The sequence below is a fragment of the Cryobacterium sp. TMT3-29-2 genome, assembly GCF_004564305.1.
Taxonomy (GTDB): Bacteria; Actinomycetota; Actinomycetes; order Actinomycetales; family Microbacteriaceae; genus Cryobacterium; species Cryobacterium sinapicolor.
The window spans coordinates 1-16,063 of the sequence record NZ_SOGK01000134.1 but is presented as its reverse complement, the minus strand read 5'-3'; the positions used below and the strand labels follow the sequence as shown (position 1 = coordinate 16,063).

The 16,063-nt window shown below is 62.0% G+C and carries 13 protein-coding genes and 1 pseudogene; 7 read left to right on the top strand and 7 right to left on the bottom strand.

Annotation, left to right across the window (positions count from 1 at the left end):
* Positions 1-53: 53 nt before the first annotated feature.
* Positions 54-1,424 (top strand): hypothetical protein, encoded by a 1,371-nt coding sequence (locus tag E3O67_RS15390; protein WP_135103099.1) that lies wholly within the window; start codon positions 54-56, stop codon positions 1,422-1,424.
* Between the two features lie 97 nt (positions 1,425-1,521).
* On the opposite strand, the gene E3O67_RS15385 is transcribed toward E3O67_RS15390, so the two are convergent.
* From E3O67_RS15385 to E3O67_RS15370, 4 genes are all read right to left on the bottom strand, one after another.
* Complete coding sequence (locus tag E3O67_RS15385) at positions 1,522-2,082, bottom strand: recombinase family protein (RefSeq protein WP_135103098.1); 561 nt, start codon at positions 2,080-2,082, stop codon at positions 1,522-1,524.
* 400 nt (positions 2,083-2,482) lie between these two features.
* A complete protein-coding gene (locus E3O67_RS15380; protein ID WP_167726685.1) occupies positions 2,483-3,556 on the bottom strand; it encodes a hypothetical protein in 1,074 nt (357 codons plus the stop codon).
* A 152-nt stretch (positions 3,557-3,708) separates the two neighbouring features.
* Positions 3,709-4,728: a hypothetical protein gene (locus E3O67_RS15375; protein ID WP_135103096.1), complete on the bottom strand. Its 1,020-nt coding sequence runs from the start codon at positions 4,726-4,728 to the stop codon at positions 3,709-3,711.
* On the bottom strand, positions 4,721-6,385 hold the full coding sequence (locus tag E3O67_RS15370) for a class I SAM-dependent DNA methyltransferase (protein ID WP_135103095.1): 1,665 nt from the start codon (positions 6,383-6,385) through the stop codon (positions 4,721-4,723). The genes E3O67_RS15375 and E3O67_RS15370 overlap by 8 nt, the downstream gene beginning before the upstream one ends.
* Positions 6,386-6,887: 502 nt before the next feature.
* On the opposite strand from E3O67_RS15370, the gene E3O67_RS15365 reads away from it, so the two are divergent.
* Together E3O67_RS15365 and E3O67_RS15360 are read left to right on the top strand one after the other, a co-directional pair.
* A complete protein-coding gene (locus E3O67_RS15365) occupies positions 6,888-7,619 on the top strand; it encodes a hypothetical protein (RefSeq protein ID WP_135103094.1) in 732 nt (243 codons plus the stop codon).
* Between the two features lie 761 nt (positions 7,620-8,380).
* The gene (locus E3O67_RS15360; RefSeq protein ID WP_167726683.1) at positions 8,381-9,235 is read left to right on the top strand and encodes a nuclease-related domain-containing protein; all 855 of its coding nucleotides are present in this window, start codon (positions 8,381-8,383) and stop codon (positions 9,233-9,235) included.
* Between the two features lie 327 nt (positions 9,236-9,562).
* Here the strand turns inward: E3O67_RS15360 and E3O67_RS15355 are convergent, their stop codons facing one another.
* On the bottom strand, positions 9,563-9,862 hold the full coding sequence (locus tag E3O67_RS15355) for a glutaredoxin family protein (RefSeq protein ID WP_135103092.1): 300 nt from the start codon (positions 9,860-9,862) through the stop codon (positions 9,563-9,565).
* A 324-nt stretch (positions 9,863-10,186) separates the two neighbouring features.
* On the bottom strand, positions 10,187-10,573 hold the full coding sequence (locus E3O67_RS15350; protein ID WP_135103091.1) for a hypothetical protein: 387 nt from the start codon (positions 10,571-10,573) through the stop codon (positions 10,187-10,189).
* A 202-nt stretch (positions 10,574-10,775) separates the two neighbouring features.
* Between E3O67_RS15350 and mobC the strand changes: the two genes are divergently transcribed.
* The 3 genes from mobC to E3O67_RS15335 are packed head-to-tail and all read left to right on the top strand — an operon-like array spanning position 10,776 to position 13,689.
* A complete protein-coding gene (mobC, locus tag E3O67_RS15345) occupies positions 10,776-11,168 on the top strand; it encodes a plasmid mobilization relaxosome protein MobC (RefSeq protein WP_135103090.1) in 393 nt (130 codons plus the stop codon).
* Entirely contained in the window at positions 11,165-12,823 is a 1,659-nt protein-coding gene (locus tag E3O67_RS15340; protein WP_135103089.1) for a relaxase, read from the top strand. Before mobC ends, E3O67_RS15340 begins: the two co-directional genes overlap by 4 nt.
* A 17-nt stretch (positions 12,824-12,840) precedes the next feature.
* The gene (locus E3O67_RS15335) at positions 12,841-13,689 is read left to right on the top strand and encodes a hypothetical protein (protein WP_135103088.1); all 849 of its coding nucleotides are present in this window, start codon (positions 12,841-12,843) and stop codon (positions 13,687-13,689) included.
* 214 nt (positions 13,690-13,903) lie between these two features.
* Here the strand turns inward: E3O67_RS15335 and E3O67_RS15330 are convergent, their stop codons facing one another.
* Complete coding sequence (locus E3O67_RS15330; RefSeq protein WP_135103087.1) at positions 13,904-15,391, bottom strand: PepSY domain-containing protein; 1,488 nt, start codon at positions 15,389-15,391, stop codon at positions 13,904-13,906.
* Positions 15,392-15,768: 377 nt separating this feature from the next.
* Between E3O67_RS15330 and E3O67_RS15325 the strand changes: the two are divergent.
* A pseudogene (locus E3O67_RS15325) lies at positions 15,769-16,063 on the top strand (hypothetical protein); the annotation flags it as partial.

Genomic DNA, 16,063 nt, shown 5'->3' with positions numbered 1-16,063 from the left:
CCGCGTTGTGTGAGACTGCTTCTCAGGTCTGAATATCTGAATAAGGGAGTGCGATGAACGGCGAGCTCGTTTTCACCGTCAAGGGGGCGACAGCCATCGCTGCAACACCGATCGGGCTAGCCCAAGCCGGCCTGCGGGAAAGACAGCACCTCCAGGAATGGGTCATCGCACATCCAGAGGTCCTTGGCTCCTCCATCAAGATTGTGGCGTTTGAGTTCGGCAGCTGGACAGGCCACACGGGGGTAAAGGAACACGACCGTCTTGATGTCCTGGCGCTGGACGGGGACGGTCATCTCCTTGTCGTCGAGCTCAAACGAGACAAAGCCCCAGACACCGTCGAGATGCAAGCGCTCAAGTACGCAGCGTTAGTCTCGCGGTTCACTCGAGACGACCTTGATAGGGTCCACGCGCGATATCGCACTCAGACCTCTGGTCAAGAGGTATCCGCGAGCGACGCGGCAGCCGAACTCGACGCTTGGGCCGAAATTACCGAGGACTCTCTTCGGCTGCCGAAGATCGTTCTCATGGCGACCGATTTCCCTCAAACCGTCACGGCGACCGTCGTGTTCCTGCACCAGCAGCTGGGACTCGACATCAAGCTATTGGTTTTTCAGGCGTATCAAACTGCCAATGATGTTCTCGTCACCGTCTCGCAGCACTACCCGCCGCCCGGGATTGAAGAATTCGTTCTCTCCCCAGAAGTCAACGAGGCGCAGAAAGCGAAAACCGGCAAACACAATCGGCAGCGCGAAGCCAACACCGTCGCGCGCTTGATTGGCGCCGAAGTACTCGAACAAGGCGAACGGTTTCACTTCCATTCAACCCCGGAAATTCTGGCCACGCTCGAAGAGTGGTTTACAAACGAACCCGGACGCAGGTACGCAACCTGGCAGGAAGACTCTTCGTCCCCATTGGTCTGGCAGGCCGACGACCAGCCATACTCACCGACCGGGCTAGCCCGACTCATCCTTGAGCAGGGAGCGGGCAAGATCGTCGTCGCTCTCCAGGGACCCGCCTACTGGGTCAACGAAGCTGGCGAAAGCTTGGTCGACATCGCCAACAACCTGCCTGAGCAGGAAGAGGTACCAGTCGAAAATCACACCGACCGGATGAGTGCGGCGCTGCTCCCACTCTGGGAGGACCTCGACGCGGGCATTCTCGCCCTCGGTCCCGAGGTATCACGCCGCTCGCGAGTGCGCGGCCTGAAGTACTACGGCAAACGCAAGCTCTGCGATGTCACCGTCCACGGCGACCACCTGAGCGTCTACGTCCAAGGACTCAATATCAAGGAGTATCCCGCCACACCATCGAACACGATCGTTAGCGGACGGCCCCAGTACATCCATGCGCAATTGAAGACCTCAGCCGACCATCACGAGATCCTCGGTCTTCTCCAGAAAGGACTCACCTCACAAGGGACCTAATGGCGCAGCCGCGTGATCAGTTCGGAAGATCGAAGATGCTTTCCGCACCCGAATCACGGCACCATCAGGATGGCATGGCTCGTCAGTGAAGAGCGTTTCAGACCTCAGCCCGGAGGTAGGCGTAGACAGTTTCTCGGCTGATCCCAAAGTCTCGAGCAAGAGCAGCTTTCGACACACCGGCGGCGGCCTTCTCACGCAGGTCCGCGGCACGGGCCGCATCCAGTGATGGGGTGCGGCCGCGGTAGACGCCACGTTTCTTGGCCAGGGCGATGCCCTCGCGTTGACGTTCACGGATCAGGGACCGCTCGAACTCAGCAAAGGCTCCCATAACGTTGAGGAGCAGGTTCGCCATCGCGTTGTCGTCACCGGTGAAGGAGAGTTGCTCTTTCACGAACTCGACTCGGACCTTTTTCGCGGTGAGCCGGCGCACGATCGATCGGAGGTCGTCGAGGTTACGGGCAAGGCGGTCCATGGAGTGCACCAGGACGGTGTCGCCCTCTCTAACGAACTTGATCATCTCTTCCAGCTCAGGCCGGTTCAGGTCCTTCCCCGACGCCTTGTCCTCGTACACCCTGTCGACGTCGACGCCATCAAGCTGGCGGACGGTGTTCTGATCGAGGGTGCTGACTCGCACATATCCAACTCGTTGACCCGCCACGGGGCTCCTGCCTGTTCTGTCAGGTTGAACTCTAAGACTCGGCAGTGAGGACTGTCAACTAACAGAAATCGGACCCTATTCGGACGAGACGGCATGCCTGCACCTGACGTCTAGTTGAGGTGTACTCCAACCTGACGTTGGGCACATCGCTCGCTACCAGCTCAGGCGTTGTCGCTGCGCTGGGACTCGCCGCGTAGGACGCCGTTATCGGTGTGGGCTCGCAATGCCCGTTCACGTCCAAGGCCGCGCCCAGGCTTGGACCCCACACGCCGTGTACCTCGAGCGGCAGGACCGAGGACTGCATCGCGCTGGGTGTGGGCCTTAGCCGTCCAACGCTGCGGTTAGCCGGGGCGGTTCGCGGCAGTAACACTGTGCTCGACGGCGAACGATTAGATCCGGGTTAGAAGGGGCTATCTACCGCCGCCCCGCTCCATACGTCCCGATTTTCTCCACCCGCTGGCGAAGGCACCAAGCTTCCAAGACCTCGAGCAACTGCAGTCGTCCGGATCATCTCCGCATTTGCCGGATACCCCCTCTGCAGGACGAGCCACGGCAGCATGAGAGCGGACAGCACTTGCCCAACCTCCTCAACGACGGGCCCAGCGTATGCCCCCGCGTAGACATTGGGATTGTCCCTAACCGCCGTAGCAACTGTTGCTACTTGGGCTGTCGTAAGGGCACGCGAGCCCCTCAGGCGGTCCCATAGTGCGTTCGATTGGATGGAGGAAATAGAGGTGGCCAGTGAGGTCACCATGGATGCGTTGAACTGAGGGGCCAAGCCAGGCCTCTTGGCCGCCCAATCCACGATCAAGGCCGCCACATCCCACCCAGACGCGTTGTCTTGCACCGTGAGAGCCTGCTGTTTACCCAGCGGGCCGTAGGGGTCCTGTCCTGCGAATTTCAGCGCTCGGACTGGCACCCCTCGGCCGAGAAGCCATCCAATCTCTTGGTCACACCATTTGCTGCTGTCAATACCGGGGTACAGAAAGACGACTCCTCCATCAACTGCCTGGAGGTTTGCTTCGATCGAGGCGTGCCAATGGGCGTCAGGTTCGATGTCATCGTGAGCTACGAACAGCGAGATCTTCCACAACCGAAGGTTGTCAGCCACCTGGTGCAGAAAGACCTTCTGGGTCGTGAGGTGGGAAGCAAACAATCGCAAGGGTTCGGGTTCCGCCAAGACACTCTGCGGCGTGGTGGACGCTGTCGAATCGAAGACCTGGGATATTGCCGTATCAAAGCCGATGAGGTCTGACGTATCAAGATCGCGCAGAGCCACGCCCGCTTCCCGCCGCCGATCGCTTTCGGTCGGCTCCCACCCCTGGTCATCACCTAACCAGAGTTCGCGACCGAACTCACGCAATCCAGCCTCGTACATGAGGAGGTTGACGTCATCAACATCAAGGTCAGCTAGGCGTGCAGAGACCGACCTAATGAGCTTCATTTTCTCGATGTCAAAAGACTTTGACTGCATGGATAACTCACCTGAAGGTTGGTGTTGCACTGATGCCGCCTGCACTCCAGGCGGCCACATCTTGTTGACTCGAATGAGTACTCGATCGTCTACTGCACTGGTCGGTGCCTACCGAACATCCTCACCGCCGTCCGGTCTTGATCACGTAGTCGTTACCCAGCTGCGTTCTTTCGCAGCAGGCGGGCCTTCTTGTGCAGGGTGATCGGGGTTACGTCGAGGGTCCGGTTGACGATATTCGCAATGAACGCCGCTGATCGCAGATGTGGCTCTACGAGCTCTTCCTGAATCGTCACGCAGGGAAGCCCCAACAGGGCTCTGTCAATTTCGTCGGATGGAACGTCCTCGACGTCTTCGTTTTCGTCGGGCTCTGGCTCCGGTCCCGCAGGCGTCAGCGGGTTCTCTGGCTCTTCCTCGTCATCCTCATCATCGATCGCCAGGTCGTCCCCGTAGTCCATGAGCAGCAACGACGTGGCGTGATATGCGTCGTCTTCCTGGCCGAGCTTCCCGACGAGGTCGGTGAGCCAGTCGAAGATCAGCGGTTCTTTGACCAGGATGTCCGAACGTAGCGCGATGAGGAATCCGAGAGCGGCCATGGGGTGGCGAAGCCTCAGGTTCTTTGCATCTCCGTAGGACTCTTCAACGCGGTTTGCCGCGTTCTTCCCGTAGGAAGAGTCCATACGCTTCGTGGAGACCAGGATCTCCGGGCCGGTTGCCCAGTCCGTCATGATCACGTCCACTTGCTTGAGGTAGTTTTTGCCCAAGATCGAAGCACTAGATGAGGTCACTCCGCTGATCGAAGTCTTCTTGGTCAATCGCTGTATGAGGATCGCCTTTTCCGCTTTCGGCAGGGCTTCCAGCAACTTTGTGATCGGCACGGGAAGGATGCGTGGGTGACTCGGCCGGGGCCAGACGGCATCGGGTTCGAATCCGGCTCGGCGCAGTTCGTATGCAAGCCAAACGTCTAGTGCGAGGGCGCGCACGCCCGAACGAACGGTTGCCTTCAGGTACAACGGGACGCCAAGGAGGCGCTCTAGCGTGGCGACATCCGGCACATAGTGCCGCTTGTCGTCCACCAGGCGCCACGGGTTGGTGTGGATGCCAAGGGGTGAGGCGTCAGCGATGATGCGGTCGAAGATGACCCATGCTTTGTCCTTGGCGGTGGGCTCAGCCACGTTTACCTCTCGTTGTGCGTCGACGAGTTAGTTCGGCGTGGGCGGCACGAACGTGCTCGATCTCCTCAACTGCCAGGTGTCCGGCATCGAGCAAAAGGGCTTGGTCGACAAGGCGCACTGCTGCGAGGAGCTGGCCGGCTTGAAGCTTTCTGGCGACCCTGTCTCGAATGGCGCGAAGCGCGTCGGCGCGGGTTCTAATCAGCTCGGGTGCCGGCATCATCCACCGGTCGGCTTCTTTGGGTTCGAGTTTCAGAATCCCACCCCCGTAGGCGCGCCCGACCATCTCTGCGTTGAGAAGCGTGATCGAGTTCAACGAAGCCAGTGGCAGGAGTTCTCGGCCCAGGTCCCGAAGATCCTCTTTGAGGTAGACCCCGTGGATGGAGTTCAGGTGGCGGACGCCGGCCAGGTTCGTTGTTAGACGCGGTGTGTCTGCATTCATGCAGGTCAACAGTAGGTCGGCCGGTGCGACGAGCGGCACGCGGTACCAGGTCTTGCGAACCTGGCACTTGTAGGCCTGGTCGACGCCGGCAGCGTGCCCGGCGTCGATGTACGCCTGCGCCTCCGCTGACGGCTTCACTGAGGGGTAGAACAGGCGGGTGGCTTTTCCGTCCTGACCAAGCCTGGTGAGCATGTCATCGGAGAGAACGAGGCCGCGCAGATGTGAGCTGCCTGGCGGGGAAAGTCGCAGTAGCTCGTTTCGGTGGATGCCCAGCTCTTTGATCCGTGCGGGAGACAACGCGAAATACCGGTTGTTACCGGTGACCATCCCGAGAGTCGTATCTCCCCAGGACTCCAAATCGACAAACGACTCACCTGCGACCAACCGTGCCAGGGGCATCGTTGCCGCGGGCGGCACGAGTCCTGCGCCGGTCCATTTGCCGGCGGGGTCGACTGGGGCCCACTGCATTCCGATTTCCAGGTCGGCGAGGCCGGCTGCGTTTTTTGCTTGCCGGATCGTCGCATGGTCCGTGGGGCCCTGGTTGTATCCTTCTGCGAGCAGCAAGACCACGTCGGCTTCGGCTTCTGGAAAGACCTGCTCCTCGAAGAGAACGATCTCAAGGCTGCGGAAGTGATCAAAAAGGAACTGTCGGACCGGAGCGGCGTAGTTCACCGACAAGAGTTCGGCGGGCAAGACGAGGCCAAGCCGGCCACCGTCGCGGAGGATCGACGCACCTTGGATGACGAATGCGGCCCAGCTGGAAGCTAGGCCGGTGAGGGAAACCCCGGCCCGGAGCGCTGCCTCGCGGGAGCGTAGCCGGGCTACGCCTGACCAGTCCTGGTAACGCACATAGGGCGGGTTGCCGATCGCGGCCGCGTACTTCTTCGCTGAATTGACCATGAAGAAGTCGTTGAGTTGGATCTGCGGGCGTCCTCCGGCTTCGCGGACACGGCTGCGGCCGACCTGCGCACTGTGCTTGTGGATCTCCACGCCGTGGACTGTGGGCTCGAATCCCGGATCGTCACTGAGTTCACGAAGCCGGCGGACGGCTTCGACCAGGAACTCTGCATCACCGGCAGACGGTTCAAAGACTGCGTCAGTGGCCTCTCGAAGTGCCCAGTCGGCGATGAACCGAACGATGGGCTGTGGAGTGAAGAAAGCACCGCGCGCTTTGCGCAGCTCCGGCGTATCAGCGGGGTGCGGGGGGGCCAGAGTCACAACTTCATTCTGTCTTACGCCGGGGACACTGGCCTGTCAGCCGCGCTCTTGCTGGCGGCTCGAGAGCCACAGCGCTCAGGCGGGAGCGGGGCTGGACGAGGTGTCCAACCCCGCTCCCAGAGTTACAAGGGCTCGATAGTGATGGTGATTGCGGTTACTGTGACAAGCACAGTGATGCGGAAGCCTGCGTTCATCGGGTCCTCCTTTCTCTCGGGATGCCCCCTCCTGTCTTGCCGGACGAGGGGGCATCTAGCTGATGAGCCAACTGTGGCCGAGCGGTGCTCGGGATGCAACTGCGTCAGACCTCGCTCTGAGCGGTGTGGCGCGACCTGTTTTCGAGGCATCCCGACGTTCTACGCGGTACAACAGTGCGGTTTATGCGGATCGCGAATCCCTTCCGAGCGGTACGTTAACAAGCAACTCTCGTAGCTCTGTACCCCTGTGTACCCCCGTACTGCATGTTGCTCCGCTGAGACCGTCAAGTATCTAGCTGGAGCCACCTGTGGAGACCCCCTCTGAAGCAATCGCAGCGCTCGGAACGTTTACCGACAGGTCAAAGCGGAAGTCCAGCGTGAACTTTCCTATCGAGTACGTGAAGCGCGCGGACGGGACCACGCCGATGGCAGGTCGGCTCTTTCGGTCCAACGATCTTCGGTTGAAACTCCACATGACGCTTGTGATGAGGGCCACGAAAGCTCCGCACACGCTTCCCCGGCTCACTACTCGCTACCTGGCACGGCTGCTGAACGTTCCTGGCGACACAGGGCCCCGCCGGCTCAACGACGCGATGAAGTGGCTTCGAAAAGAAAACCTCATAGCCGACATCACGCTGGCTGATGGCAAAGAGGGAACTCAGCTCCTCCAGCCCGACGGGTCGGGCGACCTCTGGGAAGTCAAAGGAGCGACCCGATGGGTCGGAGTGCCCTTATCGCTGTGGACCAAGGGGTGGATTCTGCAGCTCAACGGGCGTGACCTCGCCGTCCTGCTTGCCCTCCTCGAACTCAACGGAGGGTCTAAGCATCCGCAGGGAGAGATGATGAACGGGCACCGAAAGAAACAGTATGGACTCGCTGACGATACATGGACGAGAGCCACCCAAGAACTTGAAAAACTCGGCCTGCTAAGAACCACGACGGTCGTTTGGGGCAACGAAGAGCACGAGCTGCGCACACGTAAGCGCTACCGGCCAGTCCAGCAAAAGCTTGACGACCTACCGGACTGGTCCGTCACCTAAACGCAGTATTCGCCTGCCTCGCTGGCCGAGGTTCACGCAGAAATGGCGCGACCTGAGCTTGATCCATCCACGGACTATGACGGCTCTCCGGCACTCGATCCCGAGCTGCAGCGCAGTGTCGATGTGAACAAGCGCAATTACCTCACACCTGCGGCCTGGAGCCGCGTGCGTGGGAAGCACGCGGCACCCGAGGGCCGTGAATACAGGGCGTCGACTCCAGAACGAGACCGGGGCCTAGACCTAGGCCGGTGATTCACTTTCAGGCCGATAACTTGCCGTCCCAGGATGCGCGAGGCCGCGTAGTCGTGCGAGTTCCTGGGTGCTGAGCCCCAACCGCTCGCCACCTATGCGCAGGGCTGAGCCTCAGGTCGACGAACTGTTCTAGGTCTGGAGAGCCGCCGTGGACCTGCGGGGCAGCGGCGGTTCTGGGGGTATAGCGACCATTCGGAACGATGGGAAACGGTCCAGTCCGGCGGTAACCTCTGGGGAGTCAGCAATCAGTCGGACGGAGCGGGTTCCCGCGTTCCCGGCCTGCACTGCATCTACAACATGGCCGAAGATCCAGGCAAGGATTAATGTCTGCTTTGCGGCGACCCGAGCGAACGGAAGTAGTCGTGGAATCCCAGGGGGGAGGAAACCAGGCGGCAGGCCAGACGGCAGCAGAGCAGACAACGGCACGCCCGCACACGCCCGGAGCCGGGCGTAGAGCGGCGCCACGGGTCATCCGGGACCTCCGGGGCAACGTCCCCGGACAGGGCCTCATGATCGAGGTGCTCCGCCGCCAAGCGGAATCCGGAGAGATGGTCCCCGAGACCGGCGCCGTGCTGTTGACAGACGCCGCTGTGCCGTGGCGGATCGGCGCGCTCGGAGAGATCCAGGTCGGCGCGCACCTCGCGCAACTCGGCCCGGAATGGACCGTTCTGCACTCCGTTCCCGTCGGGAAGGGCGAGAGCGACATCGACCACGTCGTCATCAGCCAAGCCGGGGTGTTCACCATCAACACGAAACGGCACGCGGGCCAGAAAATCTGGGTCGCCGGGCGCGGGTTCATGGTCGGCAATCACAAGCAGCCGTACATTCGGAAGGCCAGCCAGGAAGCGAAACGCGCGGAGAAGATGCTCTCCCAGGTGACCGGGATGACGGTCCCCGTCTGCGGTGTCATCGCGCTCGTCGACCCGGCCAGCATCACCCGGAAAGCCCCGCCCGAGGGAGACGGTGTCGAACTGCGCATCATCGACTCCCGCGACCTCTGCGCCACCGTCAGCGGTCGCCCCATCTTCAGCGTCGAACAGGTCGCCGTCATCGTCGCCGCGGCAGCGCAACCCGGGACATGGCACGCGGGCCCACACTCCATCGAGGAACCCGCCGAGATCGCCGCCGCCTTCCACGCGCTCAGCGACCGCGTCGTGGACGAGGCGACGCCGCCCGTCATCCTGCGGCAGCGCACCACAGCTTCCCCGGCAACCACGCGCACCCGTCAGCCAACGGCGGCGAAGCCCCGCGCCGCCCGGCCCAGCAAGAGAGCCCAGAAGGCGAAGGAGAAGCGCCAGGCCGAGATCATCAAGCTCGTCGCCATCTGCGTCGGGCTGACCATTTGGTACGTCAGCACCCGCTAGCCGCAGGTTGGCATGTCGAGTGTGCGGCGCGCCCTGACAGAGGACGCCCTCGAGCACGAATCGAAGGCGTCCTAGACGCCTTGCCCGGCCACACCGGCATTCATCACGCCGAGAGTCTTTCGTTCCAGGCCGTGAGCTGCGCCTCCCAGTCGTCGACGCTGGCTCGGAGGTAGCGGACGGACTTCTGGGTGAGAATAACGAAGGCCGGGCCTTCCCCGAGGCCACGTAGTCGTGCGAGTTCCTTGCTACTGAGTCCCAACCGTTCGCCCGCTTGCGCGGGGGTGAGTGCGCGTCGTTGTGGATCCGCGATCGGAGGCCGGCGACGCGTTACTGCCATGAGCGGCACCCCAGCTTGTCTGTCGTGACGGCTGGCATGGTGGGCGGTTCGGTAGACCGGGCCGCTGCGACGGCTTGGATCTTGTCGGGGCGGAACCCCGACCAGTTTGCAGCCCCGATGACGACGACCGGAGCCGACGAGTAGCCAAGCTGTTTAACGGTCTCGACGGCGCTCTCGTCTGTAGCCAGGTCCACTACGACGTACGGCACTCCCGCACCGTCGAGCGCGTGCTTGGTGAGGTCACATTGCTTGCACCCCGGCAGCGTATACACGGTCAGTGAGTCATTCACGATTTGTTCCCTTCTCAGTCCGGCAGACCATCGACGTCAGACAACAGGAGGCCTGAACTATGTCGATATTTCGGCTATCAGCCGATGGCTCGCCATCGACTGGTAATTAAGCCCGTTGTACGCAGCGGAGCGGGAGTCAAGGGCGGCCGTAGGTCGGATTCCGGAGGAATCTGCGGAGCACCCTTTACGCCCGTGGGAGCGGAGTGCAACTCGGTTCCACTGAGAAGCAATTCATGGTCAAAAGCGCATTTGGCCAAACGACAAAGCCCCGCCGAGCTAGACGCTCAGGCGGGGCTTACTGTGTCGGTTGAAGCTAAGGAACTGTCAATCGTGAGGTGTTGGGGTGGCTGCTGCTGCTTTTGCTGCTGCGGCGCGCGTCTTCCGCACCTTGGGTACTGATTGTCCGGGTGCGCGAACGCCCGTTGCGCGGAGACTCTTCTCACTCCATCCGGCGCTCAGGGCCGACTTCCAGGCTGTGGCATGAGTGTTGCCTGCTTCCTTGAGACGAGCCTCTGCCGTCTTGATGGCTTCCTTGAGTCGTGCGTCGGCGGCGTCGTATTCGTTCGCGGCTACAGCTATGGCCGTTACCGCTGCGACACGAGCTGACACGTCGGTTTCAATCAGGGCGCGTGCTCGCGCGGCCACTTTGTCGGTGTTCAGATTTGCTTCACTCATAGAACCGAGATTATCGGCAGAGCCACGCTCTTCCATACAGGCATGATCGGTTGTTCTAGATCCCCATGCCTGTCATCGAGCGCCAACAGGGTGAAACCATTTTTGGAGCAAGCTATAAAGTTACCCTTGGTAACTCGCTTTCGAATTTGGCCGCGGGGCGTCCTCTTCGGCATACTTGTCGTATGGTCCCCCCGGTTTCGGGGGTTCGCTGCGCTGGGCCAAAGGGAGTGGGTGGGACATGAGCGACACGAATGAGGGTCGCCTGTTCGGCCGCAAGCGTCGGAAGAATGCAGACACTCCGCGCAAGAAGTTCTACAGCGTGTACGTCTCTCCGGAGGAGGACGATGAGTTGCAGGCTCGTGCCGTGGTTCGCGACGTGACCGTGCCGCGGTTGTTGTTCGAGTCGGCCATGAGCGCGCACATCGAGACGTCGACCGATCGCAAGATGGCAATCGTTGAGTTGTTCGCGGTGCGGAAGCTCCTCGCCAGCATCGCCAACAATGCCAACCAGCTGGCCCGGTTCGCGAATACGGAGAGCCAGTTCCCCGCGGAGGCTGAGTCGATCATCGCGGAGTACCGTGCGATTGTGCCTCGCTTGTCTGCCGCGATAGATACGCTGGCCGACTCATGATGCCCAACATCACCCGTGGTGGTCAGATGGGTGGCCTTATGGTCTACCTGGCCGGGGATGGCAAATCGAACGAGCACGAGGAACAGCACCTTGTCGCTGGTAATTCGGCCATCGTTACGATGCACGGCTACGGCGTTCTGGACACCGAGACGGCGCTGGCGATTGCGAAGGATCTGGACGAACCGCGGGTGAAACTCGGTGTCGAGGTCACACGCCAGGCACGGCTCACCGACCCGGAAACCGGGGAAACAATCACGACGCGTGTTGCGGCTGACGTGTGGCACTGCTCGCTGTCGCTGCGCGCCGAGGAAGGGCAACTCTCCGACGCGAAGTGGGGAGTCATCGCGCAGGATTTCGTCGACCGGATGGGCTTCACTGAAGCCGGCAGCGGCAAGGCCGACTGCCGTTGGGTCGCCGTGCGTCACGGGCTTTCAACGAATGGTAACGACCACGTGCACATCGCGGTGTCGCTTGTCCGCGAGGATGGCACGAAGGCGCCGACGCACAATGACTTCAAGCGTGCTCAGGGCATCTGCCGTGACTTGGAACGCGACTACGGTCTGGAGCAGTTGGAGTCGCGCGAGCGTGGCATCGGTGAGCGTGGGATCAAGCCTGCCGAGCAGGCACGGGCTCAGCGCACCGGGACTGAGGTCGAGGCTCACAAGCTGGAACGCATCGTGCGTGCAGCGTCTGTGGCGTCCCTTGATGAGGGCGAGTTCGTGCGCCGCGTGCGCCGCGGTGGAGCTCTCGTGCGCCCGCGCTTCGCCGCTGGCCGCGACGACGTTGTGGCCGGCTACTCAGTCGCACTTCGCCCGCAGGGAAAGGAACCTCTGGTTTGGTACGGAGGTGGCCGTCTTGCTCGTGACCTGACCCTGCCCCGCATGCGCGAGGGATGGCCCGACAGTCCTCAGAGTGCCCAGGGCGCAGTCGATGAGTGGAGGGCCACGAGCAAGAACCCGTGGCAGTACCGGCCCGTCGCTCCGGGACGGGAAGAGACGACGCCGGATCCGAAACTGTGGAAGCAGTACACCGACGACATCAAGCAGCTCCGCGTGCAAATGCGGGAGATTCCTTTCGAGGACCGCGCCGGTTGGGCGCACCTGGCCCGCGACACCGCCGGAGCGTTTGCGGCTTGGTCGCAGCGCGTCGAGGCCACGCCTGGACCGTTGGCCCAGACTGCACGCGATCTGTCCCGCACGGCGCAGATCCGCGCGTACGAATCAAAGCCGAAGCCCGCAGGCCGGGTGTCGGTTGCCGGGGCCACGATGATGTTGCTGCAGGCGTCTACGCAGGGTCAGGGAACGATGGCCGAGGCGATCATGCTGCGCCAGCTCGCATCGACTGTGAAGGCAGTCATGGACATGCACACGGCGATCGGTGAGGCGCAGCGCGCGTCGCAACTGGACCGCACGTTGCGGGACCAGTACTCGCAGGTACGCGACCGTCTGCCGGCCATCGTCCGCACCGAGACGCAGCCCGGTAATGCGATGCCGACGCCGGCCGAAAGCCTTGACCCGGAGCTAGCCAAGATCGTCCAGGCAGCCCAGCGCGGCCAGGTCGTCCCCGGAACGGGCACGCCCGTTCCGACGCGCATCGAGTCCCACAAGTCAAAGACCACCGTCACGCCGAACGAGCGCGACGGTCACGACAGATAACGAAGGGTGCATCACACATGACCGATGAATCAGACGGCGTAGGCGAAGCATTCGATGGGCAGATGCGTGTTGCTCTGACCGTGGCCACGCAGATGGCCGAGCGTTTCGCACGGCTCCGCGAGGAGCTGGCCAGGACCGCGCAAGCGCGCACGGAGCAGCAGACCAAGGAGCTGCAAGCGCGCTTTGACGCCGAGCGCAATGCGGCACTAGCCAGCCTGGCTCCGGTGCACAAGCAGGAGTGGTGGAACACAGCCGGCGTCGACGACATTGCCACGGCTTACGAAACAGCCGATGCCTGGCGCACTGTGGATCCGGACATTGCGCGCACGTCCGACCGCATGCGCCAAGAGCTGGCCGACCGGTACGGCATCGACGTGAACAACCTCGACGCCGACCCGGCCGCGGTGCGGGAGGCCCTGAGCCGAGCGCAGCAGGAACGCGGCATCGCCGCGGAGAGCCGAGGACAGAGCGGTAAGGACTACGCCGAGGCGGCATCGCTGCTTACGGTAGCCGACCATTTCGACCGGAGGGCCGAAGAACGCGACCGTGAAGATGAGCGCGCCGAGCACGCCAACGAAGATCCAAATGCGGGGCTTTCTCGGGAGGAATTGACCGGGAGAGCTGACGTTGCTCGTGACGACGCCGCGTACTCCTACGACAGCGCCGAGCGCCGCGGATCGTTCGCGGCCGACATGGAAAAGTCAGGCGTCGACTCCCAGCTGCAGAAGGTTCGCCTCGTTGCCGACCGGGAGAACGGCACCCACCCCGATGCGGCCGTGGCGACCAAGCCAGGCAAGCAGACCAAGGCGCGCAAGAATAACAAAGCTGCCGGCCTGCAGCGGGAACGCGGCGGGCTCAGCCGCTAGCGGGTAGCTGGATCGACAGACCAGCGTTGTTTCGGGAATCGAGTAGGAACGGGCACCAAAAGTACAAATGGGCTGGTTACCGTGTTCCAAAATCAGGTGATTGGGCGCATCGCACGGGGCGTCCGAGAAGCATGTGACCCGATGCTGAAGGTGCCGGAGAGATCGCTGCCTGAGGTCCTAACTGCGCCTACGACTGACTTCGGCGCAAATTAACTTATGTGATGTGCTCGGCCGCCCGGCGTGGGGGAAACGCCGATTGGGAGTGTCCGTCCACGCCGTCCGACTCAGCACGCCTGTCTCCTCGTCGGAGGGTGAGTAGTCCGTCGACGACGCTGAAGGCGATGAGGCTGACGCCGAGCATGGGAAAGAAAAGGCCGAGTGCAACTGCTGCGGCGACTATAGTGGCCGTTCCCCACCGTGGAGTGCGCACGAGCGCTCCGGCGGGTGCTGCTTGAGCAAAACCGCGGGTCGGGCGGCGCTTCCACCACATCAAATAGCCCCACGTCACCATCGCTGCGATGCCTAGGGCGGTGATGATCAGGACAATCTGGTTAAAGAGTCCGAACATCGATCCCGTGTGGGTGTCGATTCCCCAGCGGGCGAGTTTGGCGGTGAGGTTAAAATCGGCGAAGTCGACCCGGTCGGTGGTTAGCAGTGTTTGTCCGTTTATCGCGATGGCGTCGACCTCGGTCGGGAAGCTGTGTTGGATCTCCTGAACGACCCATGCCTGCCCGGCGGACGAGGGAGGACTGATTTCGACGAAGCCGGTGTTGACGTTGACGCGCTGGGCGACGGCGAGCACGGCATCGAAGGTTGCCGGCTTGATCGCTTCCGTGGACGCCTGATCTACGCTGTGTCCGGAGTGATCGCCGGTAGCGGTGTCCGTGGACTCTATGAGGTCGGTTGAGAGGGCGGGCGTGCCGACGTTGAGGGCTGCTCGCAGGTTGGAGACGTTGTGGCCTGCGTATTGCGACCAGGTGATTCCGGTCGCGGAGAGAAAGAGTGCGCCAACAAGCAACCAGATCCCGGTGGATGCGTGCCAGCTGAAGATGCGGCGGTAGCCCTTCACCTTGCTGTCGGGGCGAACCAGATCTTTCTTGGCGCGGGCCCTGCGGATACGGAAGATCCACAGCAAGGCGCCGGCGATGACGACGACGCCCAGCCAACTAGCGGCAAGTTCGCTGTAGAGGCGACCGAACTCTCCAAGGTGCAGGCTGCGGTGGAACTGGTCGATCCAGGTGCGTAGCGGCAGTGCACCGCTGGTGCCGTATGCGGTTAGGTCACCGCGGATTTCGGCGTTCGCGGGGTTGACGAAGATGGCGCGGGTCTCGCTCTCGCCGAGGCCGTCGTCGGTGAACATCACGCGGGTCGTGTCACCGTTGTTCGGCGCTGGCCGCACGGCAACCAGCGAGCCGTCGTCTCCGACAACGCCCTGGGCTGCCAGAATCTGGTCGGCCAGCGGCACGCTTGCCTCGGCTACTGGCACATGCAGTTCGTGCGAGTAAATGGCCTGCTCGAGCTGCGGTGTCGCTGCATACATGGCACCGCTGAGCGCGGCCACAAGGATAAACGGGCCGACCAGGATGCCGGCATAGAAGTGCAGACGTAACAGCAAGGCGCTGAGCCAAGGTTTCCTCGCTTGCTTTACCGGAGATTCGCTGGCGGGCGGAGGCGCGTCGCGGGCAGGGAGGGTGTCGGTCAAGGGTTGCCTTTCCTTGTGGATACAAGAGGGTGTCGCCAATGTCGCCGGTGCTGGTTACGCCCGGCGGGATGGCGATGACCAGCTTCACGGCCTCGTCTTTGTACTCAGGAGTGAACTCCCGATGTGATCTTGCCATAGTGAACGTTCTCTCTTGTGAGGAGTTCACCCAACGGAGTCAGGGCCAGATTGGTTCTTGACAAAAATTCTGTTCATGCAAAGAATCCAGTGGTAAGGCGTCGTATTTGTTTGCTGGCCTTGAGTTGCGCGGGTTGCGTCGAGCAAACGGCAACGATTCCTTGTACTNCAACGATTCCTTGTACTTCTGCATGTTTTTCTCCGAGCATGTTTTCGACATAACCTCCTAGTAAGGAATTTTGATGAATAAGAAGACAGCACTGTGGTGTGTGCCCGCGTTTGCTTTAGGTGTCGCCGTATTGACGAGTGGTCCAGCCTTTGCAGCCACTGGTGACGCGTCCTACCAGGGGACGCTCGATGCGATCAACGGCAGCAATGGCAGCGGCACCGTTTCCGTTGAGGTTTCCGGTGACCAGGCCACTGTCACTCAGACCGTCACGGGTCTGGCCGAGACCTTCGACGGAAAGCCGTACCCGCACGTACAGCACATCCACATCGGCGCGAAGGGGGAATGTCCCACTACGGCAGCTGACACCA